This is a genomic window from Microcoleus sp. CAWBG640 (genome assembly GCF_020883015.1).
Taxonomy (GTDB): domain Bacteria; phylum Cyanobacteriota; class Cyanobacteriia; order Cyanobacteriales; family Microcoleaceae; genus Microcoleus; species Microcoleus anatoxicus.
Window position 1 is genome coordinate 22,597 of sequence record NZ_JAHRFC010000043.1, and the last position, 26,635, is coordinate 49,231.

The 26,635-nt window shown below is 42.9% G+C and carries 26 protein-coding genes and 1 pseudogene; 18 read left to right on the forward strand and 9 right to left on the reverse strand.

Annotation, left to right across the window (positions count from 1 at the left end):
* Positions 1–7: 7 nt before the first annotated feature.
* The 9 genes from AAFP11_RS19830 to AAFP11_RS19870 all read left to right on the forward strand — a co-directional run bounded on the left by AAFP11_RS19830 (position 8) and on the right by AAFP11_RS19870 (position 8,940).
* Positions 8–1,120, forward strand: a complete 1,113-nt coding sequence (locus AAFP11_RS19830) for a hypothetical protein (RefSeq protein ID WP_341738609.1) — start codon at positions 8–10, stop codon at positions 1,118–1,120.
* Between the two features lie 106 nt (positions 1,121–1,226).
* Complete coding sequence (locus AAFP11_RS19835; RefSeq protein WP_341738610.1) at positions 1,227–2,099, forward strand: hypothetical protein; 873 nt, start codon at positions 1,227–1,229, stop codon at positions 2,097–2,099.
* Between the two features lie 44 nt (positions 2,100–2,143).
* Positions 2,144–2,695: a DUF3122 domain-containing protein gene (locus tag AAFP11_RS19840; RefSeq protein ID WP_341738611.1), complete on the forward strand. Its 552-nt coding sequence runs from the start codon at positions 2,144–2,146 to the stop codon at positions 2,693–2,695.
* Positions 2,692–3,360 carry a DUF6064 family protein gene (locus AAFP11_RS19845; RefSeq protein WP_341738612.1) on the forward strand — a complete coding sequence of 223 codons (669 nt, stop codon included), beginning with the start codon at positions 2,692–2,694 and terminating at the stop codon, positions 3,358–3,360. The genes AAFP11_RS19840 and AAFP11_RS19845 overlap by 4 nt, the downstream gene beginning before the upstream one ends.
* A 346-nt stretch (positions 3,361–3,706) precedes the next feature.
* Positions 3,707–4,555 carry a DUF6544 family protein gene (locus AAFP11_RS19850; RefSeq protein ID WP_341738613.1) on the forward strand — a complete coding sequence of 283 codons (849 nt, stop codon included), beginning with the start codon at positions 3,707–3,709 and terminating at the stop codon, positions 4,553–4,555.
* A 252-nt stretch (positions 4,556–4,807) separates the two neighbouring features.
* Complete coding sequence (locus AAFP11_RS19855) at positions 4,808–5,680, forward strand: hypothetical protein (RefSeq protein ID WP_341738614.1); 873 nt, start codon at positions 4,808–4,810, stop codon at positions 5,678–5,680.
* A 308-nt stretch (positions 5,681–5,988) separates the two neighbouring features.
* The gene (locus AAFP11_RS19860) at positions 5,989–6,414 is read left to right on the forward strand and encodes a hypothetical protein (protein ID WP_340520136.1); all 426 of its coding nucleotides are present in this window, start codon (positions 5,989–5,991) and stop codon (positions 6,412–6,414) included.
* Positions 6,415–6,582: 168 nt separating this feature from the next.
* Positions 6,583–7,122, forward strand: a complete 540-nt coding sequence (locus AAFP11_RS19865; protein ID WP_341738615.1) for a general stress protein — start codon at positions 6,583–6,585, stop codon at positions 7,120–7,122.
* 351 nt (positions 7,123–7,473) lie between these two features.
* A complete protein-coding gene (locus AAFP11_RS19870; RefSeq protein WP_341738616.1) occupies positions 7,474–8,940 on the forward strand; it encodes a glycosyltransferase family 87 protein in 1,467 nt (488 codons plus the stop codon).
* Positions 8,941–9,105: 165 nt separating this feature from the next.
* Here the strand turns inward: AAFP11_RS19870 and AAFP11_RS19875 are convergent, their stop codons facing one another.
* Together AAFP11_RS19875 and AAFP11_RS19880 are read right to left on the reverse strand one after the other, a co-directional pair.
* Positions 9,106–9,324: a helix-turn-helix transcriptional regulator gene (locus AAFP11_RS19875; RefSeq protein WP_341738617.1), complete on the reverse strand. Its 219-nt coding sequence runs from the start codon at positions 9,322–9,324 to the stop codon at positions 9,106–9,108.
* Between the two features lie 57 nt (positions 9,325–9,381).
* Positions 9,382–9,600 (reverse strand): hypothetical protein, encoded by a 219-nt coding sequence (locus tag AAFP11_RS19880; protein ID WP_341738618.1) that lies wholly within the window; start codon positions 9,598–9,600, stop codon positions 9,382–9,384.
* Positions 9,601–9,765: 165 nt separating this feature from the next.
* Here AAFP11_RS19880 and AAFP11_RS19885 point away from each other — a divergent pair, with 165 nt between their 5' ends.
* Positions 9,766–9,999 (forward strand): hypothetical protein, encoded by a 234-nt coding sequence (locus AAFP11_RS19885; protein ID WP_341738619.1) that lies wholly within the window; start codon positions 9,766–9,768, stop codon positions 9,997–9,999.
* Between the two features lie 96 nt (positions 10,000–10,095).
* Here AAFP11_RS19885 and AAFP11_RS19890 read toward each other — a convergent pair whose 3' ends face one another.
* Positions 10,096–10,623: a hypothetical protein gene (locus AAFP11_RS19890; protein WP_341738620.1), complete on the reverse strand. Its 528-nt coding sequence runs from the start codon at positions 10,621–10,623 to the stop codon at positions 10,096–10,098.
* Positions 10,624–10,773: 150 nt separating this feature from the next.
* Positions 10,774–10,989 carry a hypothetical protein gene (locus tag AAFP11_RS19895; RefSeq protein WP_341738621.1) on the reverse strand — a complete coding sequence of 72 codons (216 nt, stop codon included), beginning with the start codon at positions 10,987–10,989 and terminating at the stop codon, positions 10,774–10,776.
* 106 nt (positions 10,990–11,095) lie between these two features.
* Between AAFP11_RS19895 and AAFP11_RS19900 the strand changes: the two genes are divergently transcribed.
* On the forward strand, positions 11,096–15,208 hold the full coding sequence (locus AAFP11_RS19900) for an NACHT domain-containing protein (protein WP_341738622.1): 4,113 nt from the start codon (positions 11,096–11,098) through the stop codon (positions 15,206–15,208).
* 396 nt (positions 15,209–15,604) lie between these two features.
* Positions 15,605–15,796 (forward strand): hypothetical protein, encoded by a 192-nt coding sequence (locus tag AAFP11_RS19905; RefSeq protein WP_341738623.1) that lies wholly within the window; start codon positions 15,605–15,607, stop codon positions 15,794–15,796.
* Here AAFP11_RS19905 and AAFP11_RS19910 read toward each other — a convergent pair.
* The 5 genes from AAFP11_RS19910 to AAFP11_RS19930 all read right to left on the reverse strand — a co-directional run bounded on the left by AAFP11_RS19910 (position 15,793) and on the right by AAFP11_RS19930 (position 19,298).
* Positions 15,793–15,960: a PIN domain-containing protein gene (locus tag AAFP11_RS19910; protein ID WP_341738624.1), complete on the reverse strand. Its 168-nt coding sequence runs from the start codon at positions 15,958–15,960 to the stop codon at positions 15,793–15,795. The two genes, AAFP11_RS19905 and AAFP11_RS19910, sit on opposite strands and share 4 nt — an antisense overlap.
* Positions 15,929–16,201 (reverse strand): PIN domain-containing protein, encoded by a 273-nt coding sequence (locus tag AAFP11_RS19915; RefSeq protein ID WP_341738625.1) that lies wholly within the window; start codon positions 16,199–16,201, stop codon positions 15,929–15,931. The genes AAFP11_RS19910 and AAFP11_RS19915 overlap by 32 nt, the downstream gene beginning before the upstream one ends.
* Positions 16,188–16,400: a type II toxin-antitoxin system VapB family antitoxin gene (locus AAFP11_RS19920; RefSeq protein ID WP_096829519.1), complete on the reverse strand. Its 213-nt coding sequence runs from the start codon at positions 16,398–16,400 to the stop codon at positions 16,188–16,190. The genes AAFP11_RS19915 and AAFP11_RS19920 overlap by 14 nt, the downstream gene beginning before the upstream one ends.
* Positions 16,401–16,682: 282 nt before the next feature.
* Complete coding sequence (aspS, locus tag AAFP11_RS19925; protein ID WP_341738632.1) at positions 16,683–18,470, reverse strand: aspartate--tRNA ligase; 1,788 nt, start codon at positions 18,468–18,470, stop codon at positions 16,683–16,685.
* Between the two features lie 240 nt (positions 18,471–18,710).
* Positions 18,711–19,298, reverse strand: coding sequence for a hypothetical protein (locus AAFP11_RS19930; protein WP_341738626.1), 588 nt, complete (start codon positions 19,296–19,298; stop codon positions 18,711–18,713).
* A 229-nt stretch (positions 19,299–19,527) separates the two neighbouring features.
* Between AAFP11_RS19930 and crcB the strand changes: the two genes are divergently transcribed.
* The 6 genes and pseudogenes from crcB to AAFP11_RS19960 all read left to right on the forward strand — a co-directional run.
* Positions 19,528–19,926, forward strand: coding sequence for a fluoride efflux transporter CrcB (gene crcB, locus AAFP11_RS19935; RefSeq protein WP_341738627.1), 399 nt, complete (start codon positions 19,528–19,530; stop codon positions 19,924–19,926).
* A gap of 259 nt (positions 19,927–20,185) precedes the next feature.
* Entirely contained in the window at positions 20,186–21,520 is a 1,335-nt protein-coding gene (locus AAFP11_RS19940) for a nitrate/sulfonate/bicarbonate ABC transporter ATP-binding protein (RefSeq protein ID WP_341738628.1), read from the forward strand.
* A 340-nt stretch (positions 21,521–21,860) separates the two neighbouring features.
* On the forward strand, positions 21,861–23,597 hold the full coding sequence (locus AAFP11_RS19945; protein ID WP_341738629.1) for an ABC transporter permease subunit: 1,737 nt from the start codon (positions 21,861–21,863) through the stop codon (positions 23,595–23,597).
* Between the two features lie 163 nt (positions 23,598–23,760).
* Positions 23,761–25,158, forward strand: a complete 1,398-nt coding sequence (gene mgtE / locus AAFP11_RS19950) for a magnesium transporter (protein WP_341738630.1) — start codon at positions 23,761–23,763, stop codon at positions 25,156–25,158.
* Positions 25,159–25,327: 169 nt separating this feature from the next.
* Positions 25,328–26,197, forward strand: coding sequence for a hypothetical protein (locus AAFP11_RS19955; RefSeq protein WP_341738631.1), 870 nt, complete (start codon positions 25,328–25,330; stop codon positions 26,195–26,197).
* A 127-nt stretch (positions 26,198–26,324) separates the two neighbouring features.
* A pseudogene (locus tag AAFP11_RS19960) lies at positions 26,325–26,489 on the forward strand (IS4 family transposase); the annotation flags it as partial.
* Positions 26,490–26,635 lie beyond the last annotated feature (146 nt).

Sequence of the window (26,635 nt, forward strand, 5' to 3'; positions counted from 1 at the left end):
GATGATTATGAACAGAATAAAATTTATCGGTAATGCGGTTGGGACAATACTTGCAGCCGGGACAACAGCTTATTTGTTGAGTGATAAAAGTAATCTTTCAAGGGCGGATCTCAAACCGTCAGGCGATCGCAACCAAACTCTCAAGCCGGACGAAAAAGAGATTTTGTTTCTCGCCTCCCTTGCGCCCAGCGGCCACAATACACAGCCGTGGTTTGTCCAATATCTCGCACCTTATCACTGGATTATCGGCAACGATCGCACTAAATGGCTACCGGCTGTTGACCCCACTCAGAGAGAAACGATGTTATCGATCGGCACTTTCCTTCAAAATCTGGAATATGCCGCTGGTGCTTTTGGCTACCTCTGCGATTGGAATTTACTCGCTAAGACCAATCAGGACGATCGGGTGATGGAAGTAAAACTACTCAAACAAACATCAAATAATCCCTTTGACACCGCAAAAATCAAAAATCGCCGCACAGTTCGTTCCGACTTTTTAAGTGATGTGCTGAAGAAAGAAGACCTCAAATATCTGGTCAATTCAGAACCAGAATTTATTCATTATCTACCTAACACCAGCAAAGAAAGTCAATTTATCGACGAACAAACAATCGTTGCTAACCGCCTGCAAGCCTATCGTAACCCAGCGCAGCAAGAATTAGCCGACTGGATCAGATTTTCTAGTAAGAATGCCGAGAAATATCGCGACGGGCTGACAACGGGAAGTATGGAAATAGAAGGAATTTCCGGCTGGGTGGTGCGGAATTTTTACGACAAAGACAATGTGATGAAAAACGATTTTAGAGAGGTCGGCATCGATCAAGTTAAAAAGCAAGTGTCGGAATCAGCAGGTTGGATTTTAATTACCAGCAAGGACTCGGTGGCGGCACTGCTCGAAACTGGTAGAAGAATGCAACGACTTTTCCTGAAAGTGCGGGAAAAAGGTATCGCCATCCATCCGATGACACAGATATTGGAAGAATCATCAACGCGGCAACAATTAAATCAATCAATTGCGATCGGCGAAAATATTCAATTTATCTTGCGATCGGGGTATTTGAAAAATTATCCGCCGTCAGTTTCACTACGCCGACCTGTTGACTGGTTTCTGCGGAAATGATGGGAAATTCATCATGAGTAATTCATACCTTCCTCATAGTTTCTTCATCTTTGTTGAATATCATGAGATATAGTCGATATTCTTCTTATTGATGAGGACAAACCATATGAAATGGCAACAATTAATTCTAGCTTTTCTAGCCACGATTTGCTTAATATTTGCAGGCAATGCCTTGGCGCAGACTGATATCAATATCAACAATACCAACCTCATCCGCTTTGGTGGAAGCATCATCGTAGCAGAGAACCAAGTAGTCGAAAATGCCCTTGCTTTTGGCGGGAATGTTACAGTATCCTCGAAGGGCAAAGTTTTGGATACTGCGATCGCGTTTGGCGGGGATGTCATTATGAAACAAGGAGCGCGAGTAGAGGGTGATGCTTACTCCTTTGGTGGCAAAATTCTACAGGAACCAGGTGCGATAGTTGGTGGTGAACGCGCTACATTCAGCGATCGACATGGCATGATGTATGGGTCCGATCGAGGCAAAAGTAGCTTTTTCGTGCACTATTTCTTCAGTGCCATTTTTAGAGCTTGTTCCGCAGTAGTAGCAGCTATTCTGGGACTAATTATTTTGCATACCAGTCCCCAGTTCCTACCTTCTTTGGCAACAAAATTGCGTCAACACCCCGGTTTGACTGCTCTATGGGGGATTGGGGCGATCGTTTCCTTTGTCTTTGTAACAGTCTTTCTCGCGATTACGCTCATTGGTATTCCCCTGATTCCACTAATAAGTGTGACGGCGGTTGTCACGGCTCTAGTCGGATCGTTAGGTGTGGCGCTGTTTGTGGGTCAACGTGTAGTTGGTAAGGGCGATCGATCTTTACAGCAGCAGTTCTTGGTCGGTTTGGCGATCGTGACAGTTCTGACACTAATTCCATTTTTTGGAGGGTTAGCAGTTTTGCTAGTCAATCTATTCGGATTGGGTGCGATCTTGCTGCGGCAATTTGGTAGAGAAAAACCGCAAATAGCTACTCAGTGAATAGGGCGGCATAAATGTTCAGAATTCAATCTCAGGAGAAATTTATGATATTTGGAAAGTCGATTCAGACCATATCGATCGGACTTGCGATCTGGTTTTGCATCTTAGTTGGAGTTGGGCAAAACCCGACCATTGCCGCCATTCGCCAACTAGAGGAAGCACCAGGACAAATGGTTTATCAATCGCGGCAAACCCTCACAGATCAGCATGGCAATAACTGGCAAGCGATCGCCTTTAAACGCATCAGTGCAGATAACCAGACGAGTTTTTATCTGCGATTGGTGAGTTTTCCTGGAGTGGCGAAGATCGATCGCAGCCAACCCCTCACTCTGACTGATTCGCTAGGAAAAACACTCACAGCTACCGAAGCTTCTAGTGATATTTTCACCGAGGGGGCCGTTCCCGAACCCAACGTCGGACAGTATGACCTCCAGCCATTATTACTGCAATTGCAAGCAGAGATTCCTCTGAAATTATCATTGCCAACTATCGGTGGTGAATCTGTTAGCTTGTCAGTCCCACCATCTTTAGTCGAAGAATGGCAGGCTGTTGGCAGCTATAAATACCATAAAATAACCCACAATCGAGTTGAGTGAAATTAGCGATGCCATTTACCACAGAACAATTTCTTCGAGTTTTCGATAAATACAATCAAACTATATTTCCGATGCAGTTTGTACTAACTTTAGTGGGGATTGCGGCGGTTGGACTGGCAGTAAGTCGAAAACCATTTGCAAACAAAACCATTTCGGGATTACTCGTTTTTCTCTGGCTGTGGGCAGGCATTATTTACCATTTGATTTTTTTTACGAAAATCAGTCCACCCGCTTATGTTTTTGGCGCGCTGTTCGTTTTTCAAGGCTGGTTGTTTTTATACGAAGGTGTGGTGAAAAATAGTTTGAGTTTTCGCGCTAGCCAGAGATTTTACGGCATCCTTGGAGCGATTTTTATCACTTATGCGCTGGTGATTTATCCGTTACTCGGCTACGCGCTGGGGCGAACTTTCCCAGCATCGCCGACGTTCGGCACACCTTGTCAGACAACCATTTTCACATTCGGTTTGCTACTCTGGACAGACAAAAAAGTTTCGTTAAGTTTATTGATTGTTCCAATTTTATGGTCGATCGTCGGAACTTCGGCGGCGTTAACTTTCGGGATTAAAGAAGATTTCGGATTGCTCATCGCAGGAACGATCGGAACGGCTTCTATCATTTGGCGTAATTTAACGCCGAAAATGGATAAATTATCATATGGAAAATGAAACCAAATTAACGCTGATTAAAATCATTCACACTGCGATCTGGATCTTCTTCAACTTCGTGATTTTCTATATGCTGTATGCCGCGATCGCCAATAAACTCGATATCTGGCTCTGGAGTGGTTATGGATTTGTATCTCTAGAAGGGCTAACCCTACTAACCTTTAGATTCGTCTGCCCATTAACTTTGATTGCACGGAAGTATTCAAATTCAATACAGGACAATTTTGCGATTTATCTTCCTAATTGGCTATCGAAGTACACGTTTTTAATCTATACGACTATTTGTGTACTCGTTTTAATTATCACCATCTATCAAATTCTAAATCAACAAACATAGGTAAGTATCATGTGGATTAAGTGGATGGCAATTATTGGTATTTTAATCATAGTCAGCTTGGGAATTGCTGCTATTTATGGTAGCTATCGCTGGCAGTCAGACACTGATAAATTACGCGCTAAATTAACAAGTGGGCAGCGAACAATTAAGCCCAAAATCTACGACCAAAAAGAGCTTGAAGGCTTGCCAGCCCCCGTACAGCGATTTTTTCGAGCTGTGTTACAGGACGGACAAGCGATCGTCTCTGCGGTCAAACTCTCTCAACAAGGACTGTTCAATCTGAATGAAACTGAAGATAAGTGGAGTCCGTTTACTGCAACTCAACTTGCGATCGCTCAACGTCCCGGTTTTGATTGGGATGCACGCATTCAGATGGCTCCCGGAGTTAATGCCTTTGTTCATGATACCTATCTGTTAGGATTCGGCAGCTTACACGCATCATTACTCGGTCTTTTCACCGTTGCCAAAATGCACGGTGCGCCTGAAAACAATCAAGGTGAATTATTGCGATTCTTTGCTGAGGCTACTTGGTATCCCACTGCATTATTACCCAGTCAGGGTGTACTCTGGGAGGCGATCGATGATACCTCAGCACGCGGCACTCTGACGGATGGTACAACAACTGTGTCCCTGGTGTTTACTTTTAATGCTGAAGGGGCGATCGCTACTATTCGGGCCCAGGCTCGTTATCGCGACAAGGTGACTGCGATGCCTTGGTGCGGTCGATTCTGGGAATATTCAGTTCGGAATGGGATGCTGATTCCCTTACAAGGCGAAGTGGGATGGGAGCATCCAGAAGGCACTAGGCTCTATTTTAAAGGAAGAATTACAGAGATTAATTATGAGTTTGCATCGTGAGGGATGGCGATCGCCAGAAATATCAAAATCAAAATACTGGAGGCAATTATGAGTAAACAAATTTATATCAACATGACGTTTCAAGGACAAGGTGACTGCGATGCCTTGTTGGGTTCGATTGTGGGAATATTCTGTTCGGAACGGGATGCAGATTAATAGCCAACTAATTCATAGATTCTTCACAGGTTCTTCATGTTTGTTCAATATTATGAGAAATACTCCATGTTGTTCTCATTTTTAAGGATGAAGTCTATGAAATGGCAACAATTAATTTTGGCTTTTATTGCCACTATTTGCTTAATATTTGCAGGCAATGCTCTGGCGCAGACTGATATCAATCTCAACAATACTAACCTGATTCGCTTTGGTGGCAGCGTCACCGTACCAGAGAACCAAGTAGTCGAAAATGCCATTGCTTTTGGCGGGAGTGTTACAGTATCCTCGAAGGCCAAAGTTTTGGATACTGCGATCGCGTTTGGCGGGGATGTCATTATGAAACAAGGAGCGCGGGTAGAGGGTGATGCTTACTCCTTTGGTGGCAAAATTCTACAGGAACCAGGTGCGATAGTTGGTGGTGAACGCGCTACATTCAGCGATCGACATGGCATGATGTATGGGTCCGATCGAGGCAAAAGTAGCTTTTTCGTGCACTATTTCTTCAGTGCCATTTTTAGAGCTTGTTCCGCAGTAGTAGCAGCTATTCTGGGACTAATTATTTTGCATACCAGTCCCCAGTTCCTACCTTCTTTGGCAACAAAATTGCGTCAACACCCCGGTTTGACTGCTCTATGGGGGATTGGGGCGATCGTCTCCTTTGTCTTTGCCGGTGTATTTTTAGCACTAACGCTCATTGGTATTCCTCTGATTCCCATCCTGAGTCTGACTGCGGTGATGACGGCTCTAGTTGGATCGTTAGGTGTGACACTTTTTGTCGGTCAAGCCCTAGTCAGTAAAGGCGATCGATCGTTACAGCAGCAGTTCTTGATAGGTTTGGCAATCTTGACAGTTCTGACACTAATTCCATTTTTCGGAGGGTTAGTAGTTTGCCTAGTCAATCTATTCGGCTTGGGTGCGCTCTTGCTGTGGCAATTTGGTAGAGAAAAACCCCAAATAGCTACTGAGTGAATAGGATGGCATAAATGTTCATAATTCGCTTTTAGTTTCGGGATTAAAGAAGATTTCCGATTGCTCATCATAACGCCTTTATGTAGTAAAAAATTATGGACGCTCTACCTCTCAAGATATTCTAATCTTAAACCTAAGATAGATGGTGAAAAAAACAAATTGTGAAACAATTAATGTATCAAATATCTATTTGATATTTCACCCATCGAGTAGATGAGGTAATTAACAACAAAGAGTTTGATGACTGGAAAGCAATTTAATAAGACTATCAACAATTCACCTAAACTCTACATAGTAGAGAAAACATCATGAGTACGACAATTGACAACTTCACTCAACAACTTCATGACAATTTAGAAGCAGTTGAAAACAGGGCTAAATCGCTAAAAGAAAGCGTGGAATCTGCGACTAAAAACACTCAAGCTGAGCTTCAAGCGAAAATCGACGAAATGAAGACAAATCTCGAAGCTAAGAAACAAGAATTTGATGAGTATCGGGCAAAGCTTAAAACTCAATTTGACGAAAAAGAATCTGAGGTGAAGTCGAACGTCGAGGAATGGAAAGCGAGTCGGGAAGTCAAGAAACTCGAACATCGAGCGGATAAAGCTGAGGACTATGCCACTACAGCAATCTTATTCGCAATGGCGACCCTAGAAGAAGCTCAAGAAGCAACTTTGAAAGCAATTTGCACGAGACTAGACGCAACAACTGCTGCGGGAAATACGGAGAAGTAAGACAGGATTAAACAATTAAAGCAAGCTAGTCGGGAAGTAGATTGACCTGAGATGTTGCAGCATTCTCAGTCAGCCTGTGATGCACAGGTCTTCCAAAGCATCAAAAACAACTCAAAAAATCAAAAATTTCATCGATCATGTGGACAAATAATCAAGGGAAAAAAACTCATGTCATACACACATACGATTGTTGCTGATTTTCCCTCCCATGCAGAAGCAGAAAGGGTTGTATTGGATCTGCAAAAAGAAGGCTTCGATGTGCAAAAGCTCTCGATAATTGGCAAAGACTACCACACTACTGAACAGGTGCGCGGATTTCTCACCTGGAAAGATACAGCCAAAGCTGGAGCCATAGGAGGTGGTTATTGGGGTAGCTTCGTAGGAGGTTTATTTGGCATTTTAGCAGGGGCTGGAGTCCTGTTTATTCCCGGAATGACCCCACTCATCATTGCAGGCCCGATTGCTGGAGTGTTGGCGGGTTGGTTGGAAGGAACGCTGGTTGGCGGGGCTGGTGCTGCTGCTGTAGGAGGGCTGGCGGGTGCCTTGGGAGGATTGGGAATCCCGAAGCACGAGGTACTGAAGTACGAGACTCAAATCCAAGCAGGCAAGTTCATCATTCTGGTGACAGGTAGCGACGAGGATGTCAGTCAAGCGAAGCGGATGCTAGATAGAATCAGTCATGAAATGAGTATGTCGATCGCTGTCTAAGGTGTTGAACTAACAGCAATAGCCTAGAAGATAGCTGTATGGACGATGCCAACCATACAGCTATCTTCTATAGCAATCCTAAATCATTTGTGAATTTCTTACTCCCTCCCCTTCATAAGGGGAGGGTTGGGGTGGGGTAAAAAACTTTACGACTCCTGCAAGGACTGCTATATTTAATTCCAGGTTGGTAATTACTAACTATTAAGATTAAAATACCAAATTTTCACCAATCCGATCGTAAAAATGGGTGGAAACCCCCTTCCTAAAAGGACGGATTTAATTGTAAAAGATTGTTGCAATACCAGCTATTTGGGGAAAAACAAGTTACCCTAAAATAGGAGGTAAATTCCTATGATTAGCTTGGGATGGTGGAATTTAGTTATTATCATTACAGTTGCTTGGTTTCTCAAATATAATTGGCGATTAGACCGCGACCAAACAGCATGGCAAGATTCTTTATTTTTAAAAGCTCCCGCTCTCCAAAAGTTTAGTCAGTTTTGTTCTCGACCTATAGTTAACTGGATTTTCCAAGCTGTCATTATATTAGCTGTCACCAGATTCCTGTGTTATACAATTTGGTTAGTTTACGATTTGACCAATCGACCAGAGCCTCCTTACTGGGATTTCAAGTGGTTTTATGTAGCAAGTAAATTAGCCCACGAGCACTTGAGTCCTTTTAATGTCGAATTGTTTAACCAAGGTTTTTGTCGAATCACAAAGGTGTGTGGGCTGATTCCATCTTTTGTTTATCCACCTAATATCATTCCTCCGATCTGGTTTCTTGGTTATTTTCCGATGAAGACTGCATTCACAATCTGGACTGTGCTGCATCCGATCGCCACAGGTTTTGTTTTATGGGGAGCGAATATCCTGTTGGAGTCGCAGTCACGAGCTTTGAGGACTATTTGCAGTATATCAGTGGTATTGCTCTATGGTTTCATCTTCGATTTGCAAGTTGGGAATCTGGCAACTTTTATTGCTGTGCTGCTGTTGTGGATGTTTATCTTAGCTCAAAACAATCGGGATTTACCCGCAGGAGTTTTATTGGGAATTGCCCTTTTCAAACCAACCTTAGTTATATTATTTATTCCTTATTTTTTCATCAAAAAACGGTTTTATCTAGTTTTTGTCTCGATAATTACGGCAATTTCTCTAGCACTGTTCGGTTTAGCAATATCCGGTAATTCCTTGACAGGGTTTCTAGAGGATGCTATTCGTGGATTTCCACTCTGGCTGAACGATCCATCGAATAATCCTTATATTTCGATGAGTCGCATCGATTTAAGGGTTGTGGGACCGAGATTTTTCCCCGATAGTCCATTTGTGGCTAAGCTATTCTCTGACTTAATTATTCTGGTGTTGGTTGGTTTAGTGAGTTGGTATTTTTACCAAAAACAATCTCGCACTGGTTGGTCAAACAATATTGATTTACCGGAAATGGTGTTAGTTTCTTGTTTAAGTATTGCGATTAACTATTCTCAGCCCACCAGTTCGGTGATGTTAGCACCGGCGGTAGTTTTTTTGCTGAACGATTTGTATTTTCAGATTAAATATTGTGTCTTTTCTGGCAAAAGAATGTCTATTTGGTTATTGGGAATTGGCTGTCTCCTGATGCAAACTGCGGTGATTCATGCTGGGTTGTTGGTGTTTCTGGGAAAGCGGTGGAACTGGAAGGGTGGGGAATTGCCTTATTTGTTGAAAGTAACTGTTTTTTCACTTCCGAGTTATGCGGTTTTAGGGATTACTTTGAGTGTTTTGGTTTTGGCTATGACATCGCCTAGTCAAAAACAGGTTGTTGAATTTGACCGATCGCCCTAAAGCACTAATTAGACATTCATCTAAAATCGTGCAACAATCTTTGACCCCCCCTAACCCCCCCTTATCAAGGGGAGGGACAAGAGTATTGTTGCATTCTTTAAAATTGGTATTAGACATTCATCTGGCGAAGAGTAAGTAATAGGTAGCGCGTTCGTGATGTCATTTTTAGCGATCGGGCTCGTCCTCCTCATAAACCATTAAATCCCCCGGCTGACATTTCAGTGCTCTGCACAAAGCGCTGAGAGTGGCTTCGTCGATTCGGGTGAGTCGGCGGCGGGTTTTGATTTTTGACACGGAAGTGGGGTGCATCCCCATTAAAGCAGCCAATTCTTTATTGCTGATATTGCGATCGGCCATGACAACTGCCAATTTCCAACGGATCACTGCTGATGCTCAACTGCTAGTCATAACTTTGCAAGCTGATGTTAGCATTCTGCAACCTTAACTATCCCTTAAGTTGTCTTTGGATTCATTGAACTTACCTTCCTTCTGCGCTCTTTCGAGCCCTTCCTCCACCAAAAGTAGTGCCATTTGGGAAATCGAACGACGCTCAATACTCGCCAGTTTCTCTAACTTCTCCTTAACTTCAGGCGGGGGGTAAAAAGCAACTCTAGGAGATTTTGCAGGACTCACATTGTTTGGGGGTAGCGTGTTCATCATGTCATTTTAGCTGACTGCAAATTTTTTAGATTTTTTTGAGCTAAAGTAGCACACCGCAATCTAGCTTATGCTATACTAATCTAACAAACAAAAACCAAGCCCCCACCGCTCAGACTGACGATCGTTCGGTGGGGGCTTTAACTCCCATATTCAGGAGGAATACTCATGATATCACAACCAAAATCTGTTCCCGAACTGCTCCGGGAAGAAGTTCCTGGCGTACCCGCTGGTAAACAACCCATTCGTTTGCTGATTTGCGGGGTTCCCAAAGCGGTAGAAAGCATTGTTAATCTGCTGCACGTTTTGGGTTTTGCACAAGTTGGTGAATGGAGTCCGCCTGTACCATCGCCTCTAGCGGGTGAGGTGATTCGGATTTTAACTCGTTACTGGAAAGAATAGTCTTTAAGGGCGATCGCATGAACTGGAAAAGTGCGATCGACCTTTCTGTCTCATTGAGGACTTACGCATAAATACCTTTGCGAATATTGTCACTATTCAACTCACAGCCAGAAGCTCATTCAGCTTATTTTTCAACTCTGGGGATGCCATTAATGGATTATAAACTTCCCCCTCGTATGGTTGCCAAACATAACTAGGACTAAACTCTCGAAAAACTGGTAATATTTCTAGCCCATGAGTAAGTTCCTTTGCTAAAACTAATCCAGGAATAGATAAATTAGATAAATCCTCCATAAGTTCACTATAGGTTCTGAATTCATCAACTTCAACCCCAACCAAAGCATAGCGAAACCAAGGAGCAAACCGTAGAGTTAGATAAAATAAAATACCTAACTCTGTCATCATATAAGCACTTTCAGGGCTATCTATTCCCACTTCACTAACATTATTGGGATAAACCCGACACCACCAGTTTCGATCCATATCTTGAAAAGTATCTGTTCGACATAGACATTGGCGATTATTTGACAGCATCCATTCTATGCCCTCAAAGTGTTCAGCAAATTTATTGACATTGCTTTCATCAGAGCCACACTCTGCCGATAAACTGAATATCCACGCCATTGTTAGAGACTCCTATAATATAGGATGTCAATATTATACCAAACCTGGTTTAAATACACCATTTACCTCTTAGTCTGCGGAGGCAGACTTCGCTTGTGTAGAAGCGGTTTCAACCGCCGAATAATACAGGCCATAAATACCCCCGATTTACTATTCTGATGACATTCGGTAGCGCATCCAAAAACCATAAAATATAACCAACACCAACCATCCCGACACATAGCAAAACCCAGGAAGCGCAACATCAATATTGGGTAAAGACTGAGCGTTGACTTCAATCAATTGATTAATATATGGCTCAACAAAATTACCATGAGCATCTTCTAATGCTTCGCGTTGTTTGATTCTATCTTCCTGGGTAGCCATAATTCACCTCGTTTTGTGCTTATGAGGTAAATTATTTTTTTGGGCTTTTTCCCAATCAAGCAAAAACCAAAAATTCTGAAACCCTTGTATAATCGGGGTTAAGCGCTTGGGCAAACCAACTGGTTTGGGCAAACTTGCCCAAGCGACGATAAATTTTACTCAAAAGGTAGCGATGGCACGAAAATACGGGAAAAACGCCACCACAAAAAACAACGTCTTCAAACTGGTTGAGGCGTTACTCGCCCTCGCGGATGGGGAAATTGCCGTGCCGGGGGATAAACTGAAAGCTACCTTCAACGTGGAATGGGTAAAGGAAAATGAGTTGCTGGTATCCGGGAAAATTCAGCAAAAACGCAACAACAGAACCCAAACTGTTGACAAAGGGATCACTAAGGATGATTTATGGGCATTGGTGGAATGTTTGGGAGAGGCGTTAGAACTCTCTCAACCCAAGGATGAAAAGAATGTCGATAACGCCCAGAGAAGAGGAGAGGCAATCCAAGATGTTTTGGACTGTCTGAAAGACTTAGATATACTTGTCCTTAAACCTAGTGCAAAAACTCAGGGGTTTTGGAAATTTCACCTCAAGCTAAAGCATCAAACTGCTGAGAAAAAAGATAATTTAAAAGTAATTGAAGAACGGTGGAAGATTAAAATTGGGTCAGTCACATTAGAGATATCCCATGAAACCCCTAAACCTCAAGAAGAACCCATAAACTGGCAAGAAATCTGCCGCCAAAACCTCGCGCTACAAAAAGAACTCACCACCAACCTCTTCACCAACGCCAACGGGATGACTCCGCAACTGGATGGCGTTTATGTTCCCTTAGCCATTGTCGAACGCCAAAAACCCAAACCTCAGCCAAGGAATCAGCAGGAAGAAAAGGAAAAAGAAACAGAAAAACTGATTCCCATTGCAGAAGAACGCTTTTTTGAGGATGTGTTGCGACAAGGGAAAAGCGACATCAGTCAAGGGCGAAAAATTGCGATTATTGGCGAACCGGGTGCGGGGAAAACTACGCGGTTGCAGAAGATTGCGGATTGGATTTTAGAGCAAGATTTGGGGTTGCCGATTTGGATAGATTTAGCTGAATTAGGCGAGCAAGATATCTGTCAGTATTTGGAAAAAGTGTGGTTGCCTCGGTGTCCAGGAGAAGTGACGCGCGGTGATTTAGAAGCACAAATGAGTCGGGTTTGGTTGTTGCTGGATGGTGTGGATGAAATGACACACACTCAAGGAATGCAGAAGTTGGGGAAAGACTTATTAAGGTCATGGGTGCAGGCGGCGCGGGTGGTGGTGACTTGTCGGGTGAATGTTTGGGAGGCGGATCAGAATGCTTTTTCGGGGTTTGATGTGTTTCGCAATTTGGAGTTTAATGCGGAACAAGTGAGCGAGTATATTCGCCGTTGGTTTGCGGGGATGGGGGATGCTGCGACGGGGGAGAGTTTGGAGTTGGAGTTAGCAGAGTCGGAGAATTCCCGTCTCAAGGAGTTGATTCAAAATCCGTTGCGGTTGTGGATGTTGTGTCAAATTTGGAGTTCGAGAGACGGAACTTTACCGGATACTCAGGCAAAATTATATGCAAGTTTTATTAAGTATATCTATCGCTGGAAAGAGCAATTTATCAAAACCTACGAAAAGCTATGCGGAAAAACTCATAGTGAGTGTCAGAAACTTTTACATGAAGGGTTAGGAGAATTAGCAAAAGCTGCAATTGATGGCAAATCGAGTCGTTTTCGCTTGTCCTATCGGTTAGTTAGTGAGTATTTAGGAGAACGCAGCGATGAAACGTCTTTATTATCATTGGCGTTATCTCTGGGATGGTTGAATCGGGTAGGCATCGATTTTGATGAACCGGAAGAATCTGTTTATGGGTTTTATCATGCGACGTTTCAGGAGTATTTTGCGGCGTTGGCGGTGGATGATTGGGATTATTTTTTACCTCGGAATCATGTTAATTTTCCGGTGGTGGGGAAGGAATATCGGATTTTTGAAGCGCAGTGGAAGCAGGTGATTTTGCTGTGGTTGGGGCGGGAGGGTGTAGGGAAGGAGGATAAGGAGGAGTTTATTGGTAGGTTAGCTATATTTAGTGATGGGTGTGGAGATGATTTATATCTTTATAAATATCGTGCATTTTTTCTGATTGCACTTGGAATTGTTGAATTTAAAAAACATTTTTTATCGAGCCAAACAGTAGAAGTATTGATTGCCATTTATTTTAAAAATAATTTAAAATCTTATTTCTCTGATTCAATTATAGAAACAATTAAGAATACTGACATAGTTGATTCTGTTAATTACATTATTAAGTTTATTGAACAGCATGATTCTATTGAAACGTACAGAAAAACCTTAAATATTTTAGAAATAATTGGAGTCAGCAATCAATTAGCTATTAATTTCTTGATTGAAAGAATTAAATTAATTAATGCAACCCAAGAAAGTGAAATCTTATTTTCGACATTAGATACTTTACAGAAAATTAGCATAAATAGTCCAGAAACGCTATTTGATTTGATTGATTTAATGTATTCCAACCCTAATTATAGTTGGGCTTATGCTGTGGCATTTATAGGAATTTACAGTCGAAATAGTGAATTCAATAACCTATTGAAAAACAAAATTTTTAATTCTTTAAATAATACCACTAATGAAATGTTGATTTGTAGCTTTGCTTATAGCTTGCTTCAAATCGATCAAAATAATGAAACCGCTATTCAATTATTAGATTCAATGCTCACATCTACTGATGAAGACATTTGCAGAAAGGCAGCTTACATTTTGGGAGAAATGAATATCAATAAAGAAAAGTCAATAATGGTATTGAATTCATTAATAAAATCTGCCGATGAAGATATTCGGAGAAAATCTGCCTACAGTTTATGTAAGATTGATCCCGGTAATTCGACAGCAATAACTACTTTAATTTTGTTGATACAACTTAATAAAGACGTGCGTAAAAAAACTGCGACAAACCTAATTCAAATTATGCGAATTATTAAAAATATAGATTCGGAGGTGATAGAGCTTTTATTAGAGATATTTATTAATACTCAAGATGAGTATATACGAGATAGAATTACAGATATTTTCATTGTTATCAAGGCAAATCTAAACAATCACCCATTAATGATGAATTTACTTGAGCAAATTTTAAAACCTCATAATAATAATCTCCTAATTCGTCGAAGGTCTGCTGAAATATTGAGCCAAATAGCAATAAATAATGAAGAAGTTATAAATTATTTAATAATGACTATTGAGTCCATCCAGGATGAAGATTTATGGAGAAGTTGTGCTTATGTGTTGGGTCACATATCTCAAAATAATGAACGAGCAAAAGAATGTTTATTAAATAGACTAGATGGTTCGATAGAAGATAAAAATTGCTTGAGAAGTATATATCTTAATTTATACAGGATCGATCGTAAAAATCCTCATGATTATATTGATCTACTTACTTCTATGATTCTAAATAATAAGTCTGATTTTGTTTCGCACAGAATTATGAACGATGATTTAAAAACAATTATTGCTCAAGAATCTCATAGTCAAATTTCTATCAAAATACTAGGATTATTAAATAAATATTCATATAATGATTTTTTGGAGACTAATTATTCTTATCAGACTTTATATGATATCCTGTGGAACTGCGCCCAAAATCTGCCTTACCCAACTTTCTATCAAGCATGGCACCATCAACTCACCACACCCCATCCAGAAGTCCCAGAAACAACAGGAGTCGGTTCTACCCCCTTCACCCAAAGCCTCAATTTAGCAGATTTACCCAAAATCCTTGATGCCAGACTTGTAGAAACACAATTAATCGATTCCCTACAGCTAATTTGCATCGACACCAGCAAATTCATCGACTCCCATAACCCAGCCCTCGAAATCTACGGACAATTCCTCGACCAAAACTGTCCCCAACGCCCCAACGGCGAACCCGAAACCCTCCCCCAACTCAAATCCTACTGGAATCAACTCCGCCGCCACAGCGACAAACACCCCATCCTCATCTTCTACCAAGACCCCACATCCCCCGCCGCCCAAGGTTTGAGCCCTACTTTCCTCGAAGCCCTTACCCGTTTCGACGGTACAATCTGTCTCATCACCGACACGCCTCACCCACCCCTGCAAACCTTCTCGCCCCATGACTCGGATTTAGTTCAAAGTGTCGTAAATTGGCTCAAAAGAGTTCATTTTGAGTCTTAAAGAAACCGGGTTTTTGGCTACTTCTAGGAAGCGCAGCGAATAATTCTCGAAAAAACCCGGTTTCTGGCCCCGCGAGAAGCAGAGAAACCGGGTTTTTGGGAGATTCTACGATGTGTGACGAAGTATTCTCGAAAAAACCCGGTTTCTGGGCACCCCACAAATCTAAGAAACCGGGTTTTTCGCAGATTCTACGATGTGTGACGAGTATTCTGGAAAAAACCCGGTTTCTGGGCACCCCGCACATCTAAGAAACCGGGTTTTTCGCAGTTTTTACGAGGTGTGGCGAAGTATTTTGGAAAAAACCCGGTTTCTGGGCACTCGCGAACTGAAGTTGGCTAAATTTCCCCCGTTTTGTGATATAATTAAGACCTTAAAAAAATAGCAGAGAAAAAAGCTATGTCTGAAATTACTCTAGACGAAACCAAACTTAAAGAATTGCTCAAAGCAGCTATTTTTGAGTTATTAAAAGAACAAAAAGAAGTATTTTCGGAAATTTTAACAGAAGCCCTAGAAGACATAGGCATGGAAAATGCTATCAAAGAAGGCGAAAATACTGAAACAGTCAGCCGCGAGCAAATTAATCTTTAATTATTGTCAGGTCGGAAGCGCAAGCAATTGACCGATCGCACTCTCTGAATTGTTGCAAAATCGCGATCGTTATGAACTAGAATGAGTTGGTGTTCGATCGCAAGTTGGGCAATGCAGCAGTCGATACTACTTCTAACCGTTAACCCAAGGCGCTTGCAAATCATAGTAAATCCGAGCAGCCGCTACCCAAGTATTAGGCGTAGACTCGATGTAGTCTTGTTCTTGGAGATAAGTTTCTAATAGTGTCCACTCCCTTTCATCTCGACAACCTTGCAAAAGTTCCATCTGAGTAAATCTGTTTAAAAAAATACTTTCATCCTTGATTATTGCTTCCAGGGATTGCCGTACTGCACCTGTCCTGTCGCGGAAAACGCCGATCCAGACGGAGGTATCAATCAGAAACATTTCGGTTTTCCCGCAAGGCTTTGTAATCGTAGTCGGTCGAAAATTGAATTTGTCCGCTTAAATCCAGTAGGTTTCGCTTTTTTCGGGTGCGAATTAATTCTTGCAAAGCAAAGTCAATCAGTTCTTTTTCTGTCTTGAAATTGGTTAAGCGAAAGGCTTCTTTAACCAACTCTTCGTTAAGTTCAACGGGGGTTTTCATGGTTAATCTTTCATCTCATTATAATGATACTTACAAGCCGCGATCGCAATTTCGACCTCCGTAACTTGGGAAACTAATAATTTTTACCTATTTTTGATTATGATAATTATAGCGTTTTTAGTTTAATGACAACGAAGTATTCTCGGAAAAAAATCAGTTTCTGATGACCCACAAATCAAAGAAACCGGGTTTTTGGCAGTTTCTGGGAGGTGTGACGAGTATTCTGGAAAAAACCCGGTTTCTCGCCACCCATCCACTATTCATTGAAGCTGTTTCACATACCTATGTTTTGGCTACATAAGTCGATCGCACTTGCAACTCCTTCAACTGCTTCTCATCCACACCAGACGGCGCATTTGTCAACAAACACCCGGCTTGCTGCGTCTTCGGAAAAGCCATGACGTCGCGAATCGACTCCTCGCCAGCCAACAGCATCACCAACCGATCCAAACCGTAAGCAATTCCGCCGTGGGGAGGGGTTCCGTACTCAAACGCATCCAACAAAAAGCCGAACTTATTGTAAGCTTCCTCAGTGGATAAGCCGATCGCCTCAAACACCTTTTCCTGAACTTCCCGCTGATAAATCCGCAGGGAACCGCCACCGATTTCTGTACCGTTTAATACCAAATCGTAAGCTTGAGCTCTAGCAGTTTTCAAGTCGCCAATATCATCGGGATGCGGGGCTGTAAACGGGTGATGCAATGCTTCCAAACGCTTCTCATCAGCGTTCCATTCAAACATTGGGAAATCAGTCACCCATAGCAGATTCATCTTGTCTTTGTCAATCAATCCCAATTCGTTACCAACACACAAACGCAATCTATCCAAAGTCTTATTGACAGTCGTCACATCAGCGGCTGCAAATAACAACAAATGACCTGGTTTCGCGCCAGTGCGATCGAGCAATTCCTGTTTTTGTGCTTCAGTCAAATTATCCTTAATTGCGCCGATCGTATCAATTTCACCATTCTCCCGCACCCGGATATAAGCTAATCCTTTGGCCCCGGCTTCGCTGGCTTCCTTAAACAAATCACCACCAGGCTTAATCCGCACGTTAGAAATCGCATCATTCCCGCCCGGAATCGGCAAAATTTTCACAATTCCGCCCGCAGCAATTGCACCGGAAAATACCTTAAATCCCGAATCTTTCATCAAATCGGAAACATCGACTAATTCCATACCGAAGCGAGTATCGGGTTTGTCGCTACCGTAGCGATCCATCGCTTCTGCGTAAGTCAAACGCGGGAAAGGATGAGGCAATTCCACGCCTTTCACAGTTTGGAAAATATTGCAGACTAAACCTTCATTTAAGGCAATTACTTCTTCCACAGACATAAAACTCATTTCCATGTCCAATTGTGTAAATTCCGGCTGTCTGTCAGCGCGCAAATCTTCATCGCGGAAGCAGCGGGCAATCTGATAATATCTATCAAAACCAGACACCATTAACAATTGTTTGAACAACTGCGGCGACTGCGGCAAAGCATACCATTCACCGGGATTGACGCGGCTGGGAACTAAATAATCTCTCGCACCTTCGGGAGTGGCGCGAGTTAAAATCGGTGTTTCAATTTCCATGAAACCTTCCACATCTTCGAGGTGGCGACGCATGGCTTTGACTACTTGGTGGCGAAGCTGTAAATTGCGACTCATACGATCGCGCCGCAAGTCCAAATAGCGATATTTCAAGCGCAAATCTTCCCGCACGCTTTCATTATCCGCCGTCGAAAGTTGAAACGGTAACTGTTTCCGCACCGCATTCAACAATTCAATCTCATCAGCATAAATTTCTACTTCACCCGTAGGCAATTTAGGGTTGAGGGAATCGGCGGGACGACTGGTGACTCGCCCGGTAATTTTCACCACGTATTCGCCGCGCAAAGCCTCAGCCCCGTGATAGGAATCTGGCGTGCGTTGGGGATCGCTGACAATTTGCACTAAGCCCGATCGATCGCGCAAATCCAGAAAAATCACCCCGCCATGATCGCGGCGGCGATCCACCCATCCGTAGAGGGTGACAGTTTGTCCGATGTGTTCGCTTCGCAGTTCGCCGCAGTAGTAAGTTCTCATGGTTGGGGGTTTGTGGACTAAAAATAAGGCTTTCTGATTATAGCGCTGTAGGGACACGGCACTGCCATGTCCTGATTTCGGGTAATATTCAGCAAATTCGGACACGGCAATGCCGTTTCCCTACCCCAAAATAACATTGTAGGGACACGGCACTGCCGTCTCCTGATTTCGGGTAATATTAATTACGATGTAACCGGAATTGATATTACCTGTTAAGCGAGAATAATCCCATATCTGAGTTTAATGTTTCTTGTCAAAAAACTTGGTTAACGCCTGGAATGCAGACTTCGACGCCTCCGTCAAGCGACTGCCGATCGACTCAATTTCCCCAACCACAACGTGCCAATTTTTTTCAGATTCCTTCTGAATTTGGTCCACAGCTTGTTCAATGCGATCGCGTTCGATCAACTTATTTTGTTCTACGGCTTCTCGCGCTTGGCGAACCGCTTTCAAATAGGCCTCGCGACTGACAACGCCAGCACCTTGCACCTGTGATTGCGCGCGAGTTTTGATCGCATCAACCACCAGCCAATTTTTCTCTGCTTCTTTTTGAATCAGCCCCACTGCATCTGTCATTCTTTCTTTGGCGATGGTCTTATTTTTGGCTAGGGCTAACTGGGCTTTCTGCACAGCTTTTAAGTAAGCCTCACGGGTGAGATCGCCGGCTGCTTGTACCTCTGCGGCTGCACGTTTTTTAATTGCTTCAAATAATACAGCAGTTTCTGCGATCGTTTCTTCTGTAGCATTTGGCATCTCCTTTTTGACGATCGCAGTCGTTTCGGGAGTTACATCTATGATTGTTTCTTCGTTCATATTTGGATCTGTCATAGGAATTCTCTCCTCCTTAGCAAACGTTTTATAAAAAATCCACAACCCGCAGGTAGATTTTGGATATGTAGCGCCTGAATCAATGCTCGCCCTAAATTTGGATATGTAGCGCCTGAATTCATTGTAACATCTAATCAGAATATTGATATCTATTATTGAATTGATTGGTGATTTGTACTCAGTCCCCAGTCAACTGTCCCCAGTCAACTGTCCACTATCATTTATTTTTATGTGGCAAGACCCCAATTTCCGAGTTCCGATCGCCATTAGTTTCGGTGCAGTCGCAGGCGCTTTGAGCCGATATTATATCACATTATGGTTTGCCAGCCGTTTTGGTACTGCTTTTCCCTACGCAACTTTTTTGATTAACATTACTGGTTGCTTGGCTATGGGATTTTTTATTACCCTCGCATCTCAACGAGGGGCGATGATTCCTCTAGAAGTTCGGTTAATGGTAACAACGGGCTTTTTGGGTGCTTATACTACTTTTTCTACTTACGGTTTAGAGACAAATATCTTGTGGCGCGATCGATCTTACAGTGTGGCCACTTTTTACTGGGCCGGCAGTGCCATACTAGGAGTAATTGCCGTTCAGTTAGGTGTCATTCTAGCGCGATCGGGCAAATAGATAAAATCAGAGTGAAAATCCAGTTTTTTGATAAAATCGGGTTTGTGCGATTTTAAATATTTCCGGTACCAGGTCTTGCTAAAAATGACTTTATGCGGTATAGCTATGGGAACCCAATAATAAATTGTAAGACTCCCCGACGCGGACTCGTGCCTGCGGACAAATATCTATTGTCATTTTTCGGGAGTTTTGGCTACTGACAACTGACAATTGACAACTAACAACTGATTAATTTAAACAAAACAGAGGAGGTCTAGTTGTGGTAGCTAAAATAGCAACAGAAAGCCTCATTACCTTAGAAGGCGTTAGCAAGGTTTACCAGCAGCCCAACGGTCAAACAATCTCTATTTTAGAGCCAATAAATTTAGAATTGCGATCGGGTGAAATAGTAGCTCTTCTCGGCCCATCAGGTTCTGGGAAATCAACATTAATGCGGATGATTGCCGGACTAATCCCGCCCAGCGACGGTCAACTTCTCTACCACAATCGTCCTTTGGTCGGCTTAAATCCTGGGGTGGCAATTGTATTTCAAAACTTTGCGCTTTATCCCTGGCTGACGGTACTAGAAAATGTAGAATTAGGCTTAAAAGCTAAAGGAGAATTGCCCGAACCGCGCCGACAAAAAGCTTTGCGAATGATTGATATTATCGGTTTAGACGGATTTGAAAATGCTTATCCGAAAGAACTTTCTGGCGGGATGCGCCAGCGGGTTGGATTTGCTAGAGCTTTGGCGGTGGAACCCGAATTGCTTTGTATGGATGAACCGTTTTCAGCTTTAGACGTACTTACCGCAGAAAACTTGCGGTTTGAATTGTTAGACTTGTGGCTGGAAAAGAAGATTCCGACTCAAGCTGTGTTAATCGTGACTCACGGGATTGAGGAAGCAGTAATTTTAGCGGATCGGATTGTAGTTTTGGGTCGCAATCCGGGGCGAATTCGGGCCGAAATGACGGTGACTTTGCCACACTATCGCGATCGCAAAACACCGCAATTTCAAGCCATCGTAGACCAGGTTTACAAAATTCTTACCAATCCCGATTTGAGTTGCGAAACAGTGCCGCCACCGGACTCTACCTTATCTCAACCTCAACCCGCTCAAAGCGCTAAATACCAATCCTTACCACAAGTACGAATTGGCGCAGTTGCAGGTCTTTTAGAACTATTAGAAGACCGCAAGGAAAAAGACCTCTATCGGCTTGGTCAGGAATTAATGTTAGAGGTTGACGACATTTTGCCGATCGTTGAAGCCGCAAAATTAATGGATTTTCTGGCAATTCAAGAAGGCGACCTCCTCCTCACTGCTGTTGGGAATCAGTTTATTGCTGGTGGCATTGATGAGAGAAAACAAATTGTTCGCACCCAAATTCTGGGTAATATTCGCTTAGTACAGCAGATTTCTCGAATGCTTCAGTCCAAGCGCAATCACCGCATTTCTGAAGAATTGATCCTGGATATTCTGGAAGCTCACTTTAGCCCCCAAGAAGCAATGCGGCAATTGAAAACTGCTATTGATTGGGGTCGCTATGCAGAGTTGTATAGTTATGATGAACCGGGTGGCGAAATGTTCTTAGAATCCGAAGATAAAGGTGAGTAGTTATTGGTTATTGGTTATTGGTTATTGGTTATTGGTTATTGGTTATTTGACTGACTGTTAACTGTTGACTGTTACCAATGCCCAATGCCCAATTCCCCATTCCCAATTCCCCATTATTATGACAAGACCTCTAACACCCGCCAATAGTTGTAGGGTGCGTCGCTACCAACCATCCCAAACAAAAATCGACCATCTTATAGCGACGCACCTTACATTTGACCTGTGACATTAACCAATTCGCCATTCCCAATTCCCCATTCGATTTTCGATTAAGATTAAAATCAATTCTTCAATCCAAAATCCAAAATCGTTTATTCCCCATTCCCCATTCCCCATTTTTATGACAAGACCTCTAACACCCGCTAATAGAACTCTAGAAAGGTCAACTTGGACTTGGCAAGATGGCTTACTAATTCTAGCAATCTTCTCTCTAATTTTAGTAATTGTTCAAACAGCATCTCAATTCACTGGTGACTATAACCCTACTTACAAAATTGAGACAACGCTAAGTGTCTTGCCAATATATACAGCCCAGACTCTTTTACGAATGGCAATAGCTTATTTTTTATCCCTATTTTTTACCCTAGTTTATGCTTATTCTGCTTACCGATCTCCCCTCGCAGCTAAAATTTTAATTCCATTATTAGATATTTTGCAGTCAATTCCGGTTTTATCTTTTTTGCCGGGAGTTGTTTTAGCGCTAGTTACTTTATTTCCCGGTCAAAGAATCGGCGTAGAAATAGCATCAATCATCCTGATATTTACAGGGATGACTTGGAATCTGACCTTTAGTTTTTATCAGTCTCTCTCCGGCATTCCCCAAGAACTTAAGGAAGCTGCTAAAGTTTACCGACTCAATGCTTGGCAGCAGTTTTGGACTTTAGAGTTGCCTGCGGGCGCGATCGGGCTTGTGTGGAACAGCGTGATGTCCGTGGCTGGCGGCTGGTTCTTTTTGATTGCCATTGAATCTTTTACATTGGGAGACAAAAACTTTCAGTTGCCGGGACTTGGTTCCTATTTGGGTAAAGCGGCTAATGAAGGCAATTTTGGTGCGATCGGCTGGGGTTTAGCAGTCTTAATCGGTGTAATTATAGCCATTGATTTTTTTGTATGGCAGCCTTTGATTGCTTGGGCAGAAAAGTTTAAGTATCAAGCTGTGGAAGCGGCCAATGTACCTCAGTCTAATGTCTTGGATTTTTTCAGGCGATCGGCAACTCTGCGGATGTTGAAGTCTCGCATTTCGCCGATCGGGGACAGTTTCGATCGCGGTTTAGCCAGAGCTTTTGCACCCGCTAATTTGCCAACAAATCCCAGAGAGAAAAGTCGCATCGGAAATTTGATTAATTGGATATTTGTCAGCGGGTTTGCCGTCATTGTACTTTGGGGAACTTGGGAAGCTGTACTGTTGCTGCGAGTGCTGAGTTTGTCCGACTGGCAAAAGGTGATCGGAGGTGCAATTTTCACGGCTTTGCGAGTCGTATGCGCCCTATTTTTATCGCTGTTGTGGACAGTACCAGTCGGAGTGGCGATCGGGCGAAATCCGCGTTTGGCTCAGATTTTGCAGCCATTGGTACAAATAGCCGCTTCTGTACCAGCAACTGCTTTATTCCCAGTATTATTGTTAGCTTTAATTCAGGCGGGAGGTGGCTTGCAAATAGGTTCAGTGGCTTTGATGATGTTGGGTACTATGTGGTATTTGCTGTTTAATGTGATTGCCGGCGCTCAAGCAATACCTTCGGAGCTATTTGAGGCTGCACAAGTTTATAAACTTTCTCTGATTCAGCGGTGGACTAATTTAATATTACCTGGAATATTCCCCTATTTGATTACAGGGATTATTACGGCGGTTGGCGGTGCTTGGAATGCCAGTATTGTCAGCGAATACGTGCAGTTTAAAGGTGAAATTATTACTACAGATGGTTTGGGAGAAACTATTTCTCAGGCCACGGCATCTGGAAATTTTCCTTTGCTTTTAGCGGCCACTTCTGTGATGTCGCTGTTGGTTGTATTGACTAATCGTTTGGTGTGGCGGCCTCTGTATCGTTTGGCACAAGAAAAATATCAATTGTTGGTTTAAGTAGAGCCATCAAAAAATATAGCTTGGTTGTGGTGCTAAAGCATCACAAAATCAACTGGGTTTCTCGTCCCAGATCGCAATTCCGATCACTGTAACTATTGGTGTCAATAGGCTATAGACTGGATTCAGGAACGCGCGCAGCACAGGTTTAGGAGGGTCGTCAGTGACAGAAAGCAATTATCAATTATCTTCGCTACCGACCTACGCGCGAAAAGAATTGCGGGAATTAGTCCGATCGCAATTAAAGGCCCTACTGGAACAAGCAGACTTTAAAGGAGCAAAAGCGATTTTGCAGCCGGTGCAGGAAGCCGATATCGCTGAAGCCATTGAAGGGCTACCAGAAACCATGCAGGTAATAGCCTTTCGCTTACTTGCCAAAGACGAAGCGATCGCAGTTTATGAATATCTCGACTCCAGCGTCCAGCAGTCTCTGTGTGAAAAATTCAAACGCCAAGAAGTCATTGACATTGTAGACAAAATGTCCCCGGACGATCGCGCTAAACTGTTTGACGAACTGCCGGCAATTTTAGTCCGCCGCCTCTTGGGTGAATTGAGCCCAACGGAACGCGAAGCTACGGCTCAACTATTGGGTTATGAAGCCAGTACCGCGGGCCGGATTATGACCCCAGAATATATTTCTCTCAAAGAAAGCTTTACTGTTGCTCAAGCTTTAGACAGAATCCGCTCTTTGGCTAAGACTACTGAAACAATTTATTCCCTTTACGTCACCGATGCCGCCCGCAGCTTAACTGGCATTTTATCCTTGCGGGATTTAGTCACTTCCCCCCTCGACAAAACTGTCGGCGAAATTATGACCCGCGAGGTAATTTCAGTTCAAACTGGTACTGACCAAGAAGAAGTCGCTAGGCTGATCCAGCGTTATGATTTTTTGGCAGTGCCGGTAGTAGACCGGGAACAGCGTCTCGTCGGTATTATTACAGTGGATGATGCGATCGACATTTTGGAACAAGAAGCAGCCAAAGATATTTATACCCTCGGCGGTGTTCAGTCCGGCGGTGACAATTATTTTCAGACCGATTTAATCACCGTTGCTCGCAAAAGGGTAGTTTGGCTATTTGTGTTGCTCTTAACTAATACTGTTACGGGGGCAATTATTCGAGCTCAAGAAGATATTTTGCAGCAAGTTGTAGCTCTAGCAGCCTTTATTCCATTGCTGACAGGTACGGGAGGTAATGTGGGAGCCCAGTCCTCAACGGTGGTAATTCGCGGTTTGAACACCGATGAAATTACAGCCATGGGGCCGTTGAAAATAATTGTCCGCGAGGGGATGGCGGGAGCGCTGCTAGGAGCTATATTGGGGACGGTGGCCACTGTTTGGGCTTATATTCTGCAAGGGAATTTAGCAGTGGCGATCGCAGTAGGGATCAGTTTGTTGGCGATCGCAATGTTAGCTTCGATTGCAGGTTCAGCTTTGCCCTTTTTATTTCGTTCTTTGGGTTTAGACCCGGCTTTGATGTCCGCACCCTTTATAACTACCGCAGTTGATGTCCTCGGTGTCTTAATTTATTTTTCTTTAGCTCGATTAATTTTGCAGGTTTAATATATTTAAGTAGATTTAGATACATCAAAAACCGATAGTAATTTTAAATTAGGTAATGTAGAGCCTACCAAGTATCAATTACTAATTTCTAATTCGCAATTCCCAATTCGCAATTCCCATTTAACATATGTCCTCATCGAATTCAAAAACCAAAATCCCAAATCCCAAATTGACCAATTTGTCAGAAACTGCTGAATTGTTTTTTTTGGCGGTCTCTGCCGTTGGATTAGCGGCTAGTTTGGTTTTCCAGCAGAGCATTTATGCCCAGGTGCCGATCGCCATTGCGCTACTGTTGAATTTTGTGAATCGACAGAAGTTGCAGCAGCAAATTAGGATGAGTACGGCTTCAACGTTCGATCGGGTAGATCGACACGCGACAACAACCGATCGCGCGATCGAACAATTACAAATTGCCGTAAAATCCTTAGATCAAGCTCTCCCGCAAACAGCCAACGAAAATATCAATGCTCAACCGGGAGAGAACGTACATTCTTTAATTTCAGCCGTTGAAAATATGCGTCAGCGGTTAATAATTTTAGAAAAAACCATGAAAATGATTCAAACCGAGATCGAAATTACCAGCCGCCAATTCAAACAGCGGCCAGAGTTACAACAAGTCGAAACTTTAACAACAATCATTCTCGATTTGCAGCAATTTATCAACGAACTGCCGCAGTGGGGAAATTTGCAACAACGACAGCTAACAGAACTTCAGCAACAAGTAGAAAAGGCTTTGGGTGAGCTATCCCAAGAAATTGCTACTATTCCTAACCAGGTACAGGAGGCGGTAGAGCGTCACGGCGGGGAAATCAACCGAAATTTGGATTCCGGCTTAAAAGGCGATCGACCTAAAACCTACGATGTTGAAAAAATTAGACAGAAGTATCCCAGAGCTTATGTCAAGTGGAGTCGAGAAGAAGATGAGAAGTTGAAGAATGAATATGCTAGCGGTCAAAAAATTGGCGAATTAGCCAAGAAATTTCAGAGACAATCTGGGGCGATTCGTTCGCGATTGCGAAAATTAGGATTAATGGAATAATGGTAATAGGGCATGGGGCACTTGTGTCCAGGGTAGTCGAAGTATCGGGCATCGGGCTATGTTATAACCTCCAGAATGGCAGGCTCTTTATGCAACAATTTATCACAAAAGTTATTCTCATTTTTACCCACCAACTTTAGGGTAAGCGGTTGGTTGGATTGCTAAATTGGGAGGTTTTTTGGGCAGAAAAGATGATGGTTTTCCGGGAGTTAAAACCTTGTGGCGTGGATTGAGAAGATTGGTAGTTACTTTTGTCAACTTTATTGTTAAGAAAGATGTTTATAAAGCATAGCCTTACTAAGGGGAGGGAGTAACCCACATTCCGCACCCCCAACTGGCACATAGGCGGATTGAGGGGGTAAAAGTGAATCATCCGAGACCAAGCGTGAGTAAAAACACCCAAAAATCTCTGCAACGATCGCATCACGAGCGTTAGGA

Coding starts and splice junctions, on each gene's coding strand:
- crcB (WP_341738627.1), top strand. CDS start 19,528: ATGTGGCAAGACCCCAATTTCCGAGTTCCGATCGCCATTAGTTTCGGT.
- AAFP11_RS19890 (WP_341738620.1), bottom strand. CDS start 10,623: ATGGCGTGGATATTCAGTTTATCGGCAGAGTGTGGCTCTGATGAAAGC.
- AAFP11_RS19860 (WP_340520136.1), top strand. CDS start 5,989: ATGAGTACGACAATTGACAACTTCACTCAACAACTTCATGACAATTTA.
- AAFP11_RS19850 (WP_341738613.1), top strand. CDS start 3,707: ATGTGGATTAAGTGGATGGCAATTATTGGTATTTTAATCATAGTCAGC.
- AAFP11_RS19830 (WP_341738609.1), top strand. CDS start 8: ATGAACAGAATAAAATTTATCGGTAATGCGGTTGGGACAATACTTGCA.
- AAFP11_RS19835 (WP_341738610.1), top strand. CDS start 1,227: ATGAAATGGCAACAATTAATTCTAGCTTTTCTAGCCACGATTTGCTTA.
- AAFP11_RS19855 (WP_341738614.1), top strand. CDS start 4,808: ATGAAATGGCAACAATTAATTTTGGCTTTTATTGCCACTATTTGCTTA.
- AAFP11_RS19905 (WP_341738623.1), top strand. CDS start 15,605: ATGTCTGAAATTACTCTAGACGAAACCAAACTTAAAGAATTGCTCAAA.
- AAFP11_RS19880 (WP_341738618.1), bottom strand. CDS start 9,600: ATGATGAACACGCTACCCCCAAACAATGTGAGTCCTGCAAAATCTCCT.
- AAFP11_RS19870 (WP_341738616.1), top strand. CDS start 7,474: ATGATTAGCTTGGGATGGTGGAATTTAGTTATTATCATTACAGTTGCT.
- AAFP11_RS19930 (WP_341738626.1), bottom strand. CDS start 19,298: ATGACAGATCCAAATATGAACGAAGAAACAATCATAGATGTAACTCCC.
- AAFP11_RS19840 (WP_341738611.1), top strand. CDS start 2,144: ATGATATTTGGAAAGTCGATTCAGACCATATCGATCGGACTTGCGATC.
- AAFP11_RS19885 (WP_341738619.1), top strand. CDS start 9,766: ATGATATCACAACCAAAATCTGTTCCCGAACTGCTCCGGGAAGAAGTT.
- aspS (WP_341738632.1), bottom strand. CDS start 18,470: ATGAGAACTTACTACTGCGGCGAACTGCGAAGCGAACACATCGGACAA.
- AAFP11_RS19920 (WP_096829519.1), bottom strand. CDS start 16,400: ATGAAAACCCCCGTTGAACTTAACGAAGAGTTGGTTAAAGAAGCCTTT.
- AAFP11_RS19915 (WP_341738625.1), bottom strand. CDS start 16,201: ATGTTTCTGATTGATACCTCCGTCTGGATCGGCGTTTTCCGCGACAGG.
- AAFP11_RS19895 (WP_341738621.1), bottom strand. CDS start 10,989: ATGGCTACCCAGGAAGATAGAATCAAACAACGCGAAGCATTAGAAGAT.
- AAFP11_RS19865 (WP_341738615.1), top strand. CDS start 6,583: ATGTCATACACACATACGATTGTTGCTGATTTTCCCTCCCATGCAGAA.
- AAFP11_RS19910 (WP_341738624.1), bottom strand. CDS start 15,960: ATGATTTGCAAGCGCCTTGGGTTAACGGTTAGAAGTAGTATCGACTGC.
- AAFP11_RS19945 (WP_341738629.1), top strand. CDS start 21,861: ATGACAAGACCTCTAACACCCGCTAATAGAACTCTAGAAAGGTCAACT.